Here is a 7937-nt window from a genome sequence, read left to right as displayed (position 1 = left end):
GTGGCGGGCCTGACCGCGCTGCGCGCGGTGCAAGGCCCGCCAGGGCCGGGGCCCGCCAGGGCCGAGGGCCCGCCAGGGCCGAGGGCCCGCGGCGGCTACGCCGCCGGGCCACGCGACCCGTGCCGCGCGAGGCCACCCGCCAAGGGCGGGTGGGTGGGCGCGGCACGGCCGCAGGCCGGCAACGGCCGCAGGCCGGCAACGGCCGCAGGCCGGCAACGGCCGCAGGGCCCGGCTCGTGGCGGCGAAGCCGCCGAGCCGGGCCCTGCGGGCCAGCGGCCAACGCCAAGCGCGTAGCGGGCCGTCAGCGCCAGGTGGCCGCCGGCAGGGCGCGGTTGTCGTAGTCGAAGAGGGCCTGGTTCTCCCAGGCGTTGCCGGAGTTCGGGTCGTAGGGGTCCCAGCCGTTGCCGGGGACGGCGGTCCAGGCCGGTTCCCAGTAGAAGACGCCGAGGCCCCGGTTGTTCGGGACGCGGGAGACCACCGTGGTGATCGACCGCATCCACTGCAGCTGGCCCTCGGGGATGGCGGGGAGGCCGGCCACCGGTTCCCGCGCGGTGATGATCTGCGGGTGGCTGTCCTTGCTGTCGGTGCGGAACGGGTAGGCGGTCTCGGCGACCAGCACGTCCTTCCCGTAACGCGCCGAGACGTCGTTCAGGTTGAACTGGAGGTCGTCCAGCGTGCCGTGCCAGTAGCCGTAGAAGGACAGCGCGATGACGTCGAACGAGACGCCCTGGGCCAGCGCGTTGTCGAACCACCAGACGGTGCCCGCGTTGTTGCCGCCCTCGGCCAGGTGGAGCGCGATCTGGATGCCGGGGGAGGCGGCGCGGGCCGCCCGGACGCCCGCGGTCAGCAGGCGGCCGAGTTGCGGCCAGTTGGTGTAGCGGCCGTCGGGCCACAGCATGCCGCCGTTGATCTCGTTGCCGATCTGCGCCATCGCCGCCGGGGTGCCCTGCGCGCGCAGTCCGTCGAGGATGTCGTAGGTGTGGTTGTAGACCGCTTGTTCGAGCGCACCGGAGGAGAGGTTCTGCCAGGCGGCGGGCTTGGTCTGCTGGCCGGGGTCGGCCCAGGAGTCGGAGTAGTGGAAGTCGATGAGGGTGCGCATGCCGAGGGCCTGGGCGCGCCTGGCCATCGCGAGGATCTGCGGCTTGCCGTGGTAGCCGTCGGGTGAGTTCACCCAGACCTTGAGCCGGACGTAGTTGGCGCCGCCCTCCTGGAGGATGCGGACGGGGTCGCCCGCGGTGCCGTTCGCGTAGCGGAAGACGGCGCCGCGGGCCTCGCCCTTGGGGACGGAGGACAGGTCGACGCCCTGGATCCGCACCGGCGCGGCCTGGGCCGCGCCGGTGGTGAGGGCGACTGACGCGACGGGCGCGGCGATGGCGGCCGTGCCGGCCCGGAGGATGGTTCGTCTGCGCATCATGGGTCCCTTCCATGAGTGCCTTCAGTGGGTGATGTGCACCACCCGCACGGTCCCGGCGGGGACGGCGAGGCGGCCGGCCACGCTTTCCCCGGTGAGCAGTTCGGTGCCGTGCGCCGCCAGGTCGACCTTGGCCTCGGTGGCGGTGTGGTTGATGGCGAAGACGTACTCACCGCCGTCGCCGCGGCGCCGCACCAGCTCGACGTCGCGCGGGAGTTCGTCGCGGGGCGCGATGCCGGCGTCGGCGGTGGCGGCGGCCAGTACGGCGTCGATCCCGTCCCGGCCGAGGCGGGAGGAGACGTACCAGGCGGTGCCGGAGCCGAGGGCGTGCCGGGTGACGGCGGGTCCGCCGGCGGCCGGTCCGTCGGCGTAACGCCAGACGGGCTCGGCGCCCCTGGTGACGAGGGTCTCGGCCCAGACGTCCCCGGCCAGGTCGGGCCGCTCGGTGCCGTCGGCCGAGGTCAGGCCCACCCACTCGCCGGCCCGCAGCGGCTGGAACTCCTCGACGGTCAGGCCGAGTACGTCGCGCAGCGCGCCGGGGTGCGGTCCTGGGTGGACGGCGTCGTGCTCGTCGACGATGCCGGAGAAGTAGGAGACGAGCAGGGTGCCGCCGCCCTCGACGTAGCGGCGGAGGTTGGCGCCGGCGGCGGCGGTGGCGAGGTAGAGGGCGGGGACGACGGCCAGCGGGTGGCCGGTCAACTCGCCTTCCGGGTGGACGAAGTCGACGGTGAGGTGCTGGTCGTAGAGCGCCGCGTAGTAGCTCTCGGCGCGCTCCCTGGTGTCGAGGTCCTCGCTGGGCCGCCACTCGAGACGCTGCGCCCACCAGGACTCCCAGTCCCAGACCATGGCGACGTCCCCGACCGTGCGGCTGCCCTTCAGTGGCGTCAACGCCCCGATGTCGGCGCCCAGTTGGACGACCTCCCGCCAGATGCGGCTGTCGGTGCCGGCGTGCGGGACCATCGCGGAGTGGAACTTCTCGGCGCCGAAGCGGGAGGCGCGCCACTGGAAGAACATGGCGCCCTCGGAGCCGCGGGCCACGTGGCCCAGGCTGTTGCGGGCCATCTCGCCGGGGCGCTTGGCGATGCCGCGGGTCTGCCAGTTGACGGCACTGGTGGAGTGTTCGAGCAGCAGCCAGGGGCGGCCGCCGGCGACGGAGCGGGTGAGGTCGGCGGCCATGGCGAGGTTGATGTGGTTGCGGTCGTCCTCGGCCACCAGGTAGTGGTCGTTGGTGACGATGTCCACCTCGCGGCCCCACTTCCAGTAGTCGATGGTGTCGCACTGGGTGGGCGAGACCATGAAGTTGGTGGTGACGGGGACGCCGGGCGAGAGCTCGTGGAGGATGTCGCGCTCGCGGACGAAGTTGGCCAGGGCGCTGTCGCTGGCGAAGCGGGCGAAGTCCAGGCGCATGGCGGGGTTGGCGACGGTGGGGGTGAGCCTGGGTGGCTGGATCTCCTCCCAGTCCCCGTAGGCCTGGCCCCAGAAGGCGGTGCCCCAGGCGGCGTTGAGGGCGTCGAGGTGGGAGTAGCGGTCACGCAGCCAGCGGCGGAAGTCGGCGGCCGAGGTGTCGCAGTAGCACTCGAGGACCGGCACGCCGTACTCGTTGTGCACGTGCCACATCCGCACGGCGGGGTGGCGGCCGTAGCGCTCGCCGAGCGCGGTGGCGACGCGGGCGGCGGCCTGCTGGTAGGCGGGCGAGCTGTGGCAGATGGCGCCGCGTGAGCCGAAGGCCCAGCGCACGCCCTCGCGGCTGACGGGCAGCGCCTCGGGGTGGGCGCGGTAGAACCAGGCGGGCGGCACCACGGTGGGGGTGGCGAGGTCGACGGCGATGCCGGCGTCGTGCAGCAGGCCGATGATCCGGTCGAGCCAGTCGAAGTCGTACTCGCCGGGGGCGGGTTCGAGCTTGGCCCAGGAGAAGATCCCGAGGCTGACGAGGGTCACGCCGGCCTCGCGCATGAGCGCGACGTCCTCGGCCCAGACCTCTTCCGGCCACTGCTCCGGGTTGTAGTCTCCGCCGAACGCGAGTCGGTCCATGGCACTCTCCTTGTGCCCTCTTATGGGCCACAGTCTGGGAACGTACACAGTCTCTGTCGGACTGCATATCCCCAACATAGCCGCACAGCAACAACCATTGACAAGTGTGCGATTGGTTTCTCTACTGTGAACGCTCACAGCCGAGCCCTCATCACACGGAGGACGCGATGAAGCTCCACCGCACCCTTGTGACCTGCCTCGCGACCACGCTCTCCGCCGCGGCCCTCGCCGGCTGCGGTGGCTCCGACGACGGCGACTCCTCGGGGTCCGGGCCGGTCGACCTCAGCTACTGGGCCTGGGCGCCCGGCATGGAGGCCGTCGTGGACCTCTGGAACGAGGCCAATCCCGAGATCCAGGTCACCGTCAGGGAGCAGGCCGCCGGCGACGACCTGGTCACCAGGACGATCACCGCCGCCCAGGCCGGCGAGGCGCCCGACCTGGTGCAGGCCGAGTACCAGGCGATCCCCACCCTGGTCAGCAACGACGTGCTCGCCGACATCTCGGGCGAGCTCGGCGACGAGGTGGCCGAGGCGTTCGCGCCGGGCGTCTGGCAGCAGGTCACCCTCGGCGGTGAGGCGGTCTACGCCGTCCCGCAGGACTCCGGGCCGATGATGTTCTACTACCGGCAGGACCTGTTCGAGGAGTTCGGCCTCGAAGTCCCGACCACCTGGGACGAGTTCGCCGACACCGCCCGCGCCCTCCGCGAGGCCGACCCGAACCGCTACCTGACCACCTTCTCGGCCAACGACGCCGGCCTCTTCGCCGGCCTCGCCCAGGAGGCCGGCGCTCAGTGGTGGACCACCGAGGGCGACACCTGGCGGGTCGCCATCGACGACGAGGCCACCCGGCGGGTCGCGGACTTCTGGGGCGGGCTGGTCGCCGAGGACGTGATCAGCAACGAGCCGATGTACACCCCCGCGTGGAACCAGGCGCTCAACGACGGCTCCCAGATCGCCTGGGTCAGCGCCGTCTGGGCGCCCGGCACCCTCACCACCGCCGCCCCCGACACCGAGGGGCTGTGGGCCATGGCCCCGCTCCCCCAGTGGAACGCGGGCGACAACGCCACCGGCAGCTGGGGCGGTTCGACCACCGCCGTGACCAACGACAGCGAGCACCGGGCGGCCGCCGTCGAGTTCGCCACCTGGCTCAACACCGACCCCGAGGCCCTGGCCGCGCTGGTCACCGAGGGCGGCGTCTACCCGGCCGCCACCGCGGCCCAGACCGGCGACGCGCTCGCCGAGCCGCCGGCCTACTTCGCCAACCAGCCCGACTTCTACGCGCTGGCCGCCGAGATAGCCACCGGCACCGCGCCCGCCGCCTGGGGCCCCAACGTCAACGTCGCCTACGCCACCTTCAACGACGCCTTCGGGCAGGCCGCCGAGAGCCGGGGCGACTTCGCCGCCGCGCTGACCACCATGCAGCAGGCCACCGTCGAGGACATGGAGTCCCACGGTTTCCAGGTGGCTCGGTGAGCGGGACCCGCCGCCAGGCGTACGGGGCGCGGCGGCGCGCCCCGTACGCCTTCCTCGCCCCCGCCGCCGTGCTCTTCCTGCTCTTCTTCGCGCTGCCCATCGGCTACGCGATCTGGCTCAGCCTGCATCGGATCGAGGTCCAGGGCCTCGGCCTGGGCAGCGGCGCCCGCTCCGAGGTGTGGGCCGGTCTCGCCAACTACGCGGACGCGCTGAGTGATTCGGAGCTGCTGGCCAGCGCGGGGCGGGTGCTGGGCTACGGCCTGATCGTGATCCCGGTGATGCTGGGCCTGGCCCTGCTGTTCGCGCTGCTGCTGGACGCCGAGCGGGTCCGCGGCCGCCGCTTCGGCCGGCTGGTGATCTTCCTGCCCTATGCCGTGCCCGGGGTGATCGCCGGCATGCTGTGGGGCTTTCTCTACCTGCCGTCGGTCAGCCCGTTGCACTACCTGCTCGACCGGTTCGGCCTGCCGGCCCCCGACCTGCTCGCCGGCGGCCCGCTCTACGTGGCGATGGCCAACATCGCGGTCTGGGGCGGCACCGGCTTCAACATGATCGTGATCTACACGTCGCTGCGCGCCATCCCCGCCGAGATCTACGAGGCGGCCCGGCTCGACGGCTGCTCGCAGGCGCAGATCGCGCTGCGCATCAAGATCCCGATGGTGGCGCCCGCGCTGGTGCTCACCTTCTTCTTCTCGGTCATCGCCACCCTCCAGGTGTTCAACGAGCCGACCACCCTCAGGCCGCTCACCAACAGCATCCCGACCACCTGGAGTCCGATGATGAAGGTCTACCAGGACGCGTTCCGCGGCGGCGACATCCACGCGGCCGCCGCCACCGCCGTGGTCATCGCGGTGATCACCCTGGCGCTGTCCTTCGGCTTCCTGCGGGTGGCCAACTCCCGTAACCGCCAGGAGGAGGCCGGCCGATGACCCGCCGGATCGCACTGCTGCCCACCGCCGCGCTGCTGCTCGGCGCCCTCTACTGCCTGCTGCCGGTGGCCTGGGTGCTGGTCGCCGCGACCAAGGCCGGCGACGAGCTGTTCGCCACCTTCACCTTCGCGCCCGGCACCGGGCTGCTGGAGAACATCGCGGACCTCAACGACTACCGGGACGGCGTCTACTGGCAGTGGATGGCCAACTCGGGCCTGTACGCGGGCGTCGGCGCCCTGCTGTCCTGCGCGGTCTCCGCGCTGGCCGGCTACGGCCTCGCCGTCTACCGCTTCCGCGGCCGGGAGGCCGTCTTCTCCGTGCTGCTCGCCGGCGTGCTGATGCCGCCGGTGATCCTCGCCGTTCCGCAGTACCTGATGCTGGCCGAGGTGGAACTCACCGACAGCTACCCCTCGGTGCTGCTGCCGCTGATCCTCTCCCCCTACGGCATCTACCTGGCCCGGATCTATGCCACCGCGGCCGTGCCCGCCGACCTGCTGGAGGCCGCCAGGATGGACGGCTCCGGCGAGTGGCGGATCTTCCGCGTCATCGCGCTGCCGATGATGCTGCCGGGCCTGGTGACGATCTTCCTCTTCCAGTTCGTCGCGATCTGGAACAACTTCCTCCTGCCGTACGTGATGTTGAGCGACGACGAGAAGTTCCCGATCACCCTCGGCCTGTTCACGCTGCTCAACCAGGGCTCGAACTCCCCGGCCCTCTACACCCTGGTGATCACCGGCTCGCTGCTGGCGATCGTCCCGCTGATCGCGCTGTTCCTGGTGATCCAGCGGTTCTGGAGTCTGGACCTGCTGTCGGGCGCCGTAAAGTCGTGACCATGCGCGTGAAACCGGGAGAACGACGCCGGCGGCCGACGATCCACGACGTGGCGCGGGTCGCCGGCGTCTCCCGGGGCACCGTCTCGCGGGTGCTCAACGGCGGCCACTACGTCAGCCCGGCCGCGGCCGAGGCGGTCAACGCGGCCATCCGCAAGACCGGTTACGTCGTCAACCGGCACGCCCGCTCGTTGATCACCGGCCGCACGGGCTCCGCCGCCTTCCTGCTCACCGAGCCGCAGGAGAAGTTCTTCGAGGACCCCAACTTCAACGTGCTGCTGCGGGGTTGCACCGAGGCGCTGGCCGCGCACGACATCCCGCTGCTGCTGATGCTGGCCGGCACGGTCGAGGAGCAGCGCCGGATCGTGCGCTATGTCGGCTCGGGCCATGTGGACGGGGTGCTGCTGATCTCCAGCCGGGCCGGCAGTCCGGTGGCCGAGCAGCTGGTGAAGGCCGGGGTGCCCGTGGTGATCTGCGGCACCCCGCAGCTCACCGGGATCAGGCTCGCGCACGTGGCGGCGGACGACCGGGACGGGGCCCGCACCATGGTCCGGCATCTGTTGTCGGTCGGCCGCCGGCGGGTCGGGATCGTGACGGGGCCGCTGGACACCCCGGGCGGTGTGGAGCGGCTGGCGGGCTACCGCGAGGTGTTGGCCGAGGCGGGGTTGCGGTACGAGCCGGAGCTGGTCGCCACCGGCGACTACAGCCGGGACAGCGGCGCGCGGGCCGCGGCCGAGCTGTTGGCCCGACGCCCGGACCTGGACGCCCTGTTCGTCGCCTCCGACCTGATGGCCCAGGGCGCGCTGGCCGCGCTGGCCGACGCCGGGCGGCGGGTCCCGGACGATGTGGCGGTCGGCGGCTTCGACGACTCGGCGGCGGCGGTCGCCGCGCGTCCGGCGTTGACCACCGTCCGCCAGCCGTGGGACCGGATCAGCGCGGAGATGGTCCGGCTGTTGCTGGCGCAGATCGAGGGCCAGGACACCTCGGCGGTGATCCTGCCGACGGAGTTGGTGCGCCGCGAGTCGGCCTGAACCGCGGGTGGGTGCTGTAGCCGAACTGATTCAATCGCAAGGTTGACCGGTTTCCGCCCGTCGCTAGATTTAGCGCCGTGCCAGCGCCTCTGAACGCCGAAGACCCCATCACCATCGCCGGATACCGGCTCACCGCCCGCCTCGGCGAAGGCGGCATGGGCAAGGTGTACCTCTCCCACACCCCCGGCGGGCGACCCATCGCCCTCAAGGTGATCCGACCAGAAGTCGCCGGCGAC

At 72.0% G+C, this 7937-nt stretch carries 6 protein-coding genes; 4 read left to right on the top strand and 2 right to left on the bottom strand.

The window, feature by feature from the left end:
* Window positions 1-301: 301 nt before the first annotated feature.
* Window positions 302-1414 (bottom strand): glycoside hydrolase family 53 protein, encoded by a 1113-nt coding sequence (locus tag RNC47_RS35355; RefSeq protein WP_311604902.1) that lies wholly within the window; start codon window positions 1412-1414, stop codon window positions 302-304.
* Between the two features lie 21 nt (window positions 1415-1435).
* Entirely contained in the window at window positions 1436-3442 is a 2007-nt protein-coding gene (locus RNC47_RS35350) for a beta-galactosidase (protein WP_311604900.1), read from the bottom strand.
* A 167-nt stretch (window positions 3443-3609) separates the two neighbouring features.
* Between RNC47_RS35350 and RNC47_RS35345 the strand changes: the two genes are divergently transcribed.
* The 4 genes from RNC47_RS35345 to RNC47_RS35330 are packed head-to-tail and all read left to right on the top strand — an operon-like array spanning window position 3610 to window position 7701.
* Window positions 3610-4914, top strand: coding sequence for an extracellular solute-binding protein (locus RNC47_RS35345; protein ID WP_311604898.1), 1305 nt, complete (start codon window positions 3610-3612; stop codon window positions 4912-4914).
* The gene (locus tag RNC47_RS35340; RefSeq protein WP_311604897.1) at window positions 4911-5840 is read left to right on the top strand and encodes a carbohydrate ABC transporter permease; all 930 of its coding nucleotides are present in this window, start codon (window positions 4911-4913) and stop codon (window positions 5838-5840) included. Before RNC47_RS35345 ends, RNC47_RS35340 begins: the two co-directional genes overlap by 4 nt.
* A complete protein-coding gene (locus RNC47_RS35335; RefSeq protein ID WP_311604895.1) occupies window positions 5837-6670 on the top strand; it encodes a carbohydrate ABC transporter permease in 834 nt (277 codons plus the stop codon). The genes RNC47_RS35340 and RNC47_RS35335 overlap by 4 nt, the downstream gene beginning before the upstream one ends.
* Window positions 6671-6672: 2 nt before the next feature.
* Window positions 6673-7701, top strand: coding sequence for a LacI family DNA-binding transcriptional regulator (locus tag RNC47_RS35330; protein WP_311604894.1), 1029 nt, complete (start codon window positions 6673-6675; stop codon window positions 7699-7701).
* Window positions 7702-7937 lie beyond the last annotated feature (236 nt).

Origin of the sequence: Streptomyces millisiae, assembly GCF_031845425.1 — a bacterium.
Taxonomy (GTDB): domain Bacteria; phylum Actinomycetota; class Actinomycetes; order Streptomycetales; family Streptomycetaceae; genus Streptomyces; species Streptomyces millisiae.
Note: the sequence above shows the minus strand (reverse complement) of the source record. Positions and strands in the feature narration are given on the sequence as shown.

What these genes read in the sequence shown, in the direction of transcription:
- RNC47_RS35355 (WP_311604902.1), bottom strand. Translation starts at nt 1,414, where the DNA reads ATGATGCGCAGACGAACCATCCTCCGGGCCGGCACGGCCGCCATCGCC.
- RNC47_RS35335 (WP_311604895.1), top strand. Translation starts at nt 5,837, where the DNA reads ATGACCCGCCGGATCGCACTGCTGCCCACCGCCGCGCTGCTGCTCGGC.
- RNC47_RS35350 (WP_311604900.1), bottom strand. Translation starts at nt 3,442, where the DNA reads ATGGACCGACTCGCGTTCGGCGGAGACTACAACCCGGAGCAGTGGCCG.
- RNC47_RS35330 (WP_311604894.1), top strand. Translation starts at nt 6,673, where the DNA reads ATGCGCGTGAAACCGGGAGAACGACGCCGGCGGCCGACGATCCACGAC.
- RNC47_RS35345 (WP_311604898.1), top strand. Translation starts at nt 3,610, where the DNA reads ATGAAGCTCCACCGCACCCTTGTGACCTGCCTCGCGACCACGCTCTCC.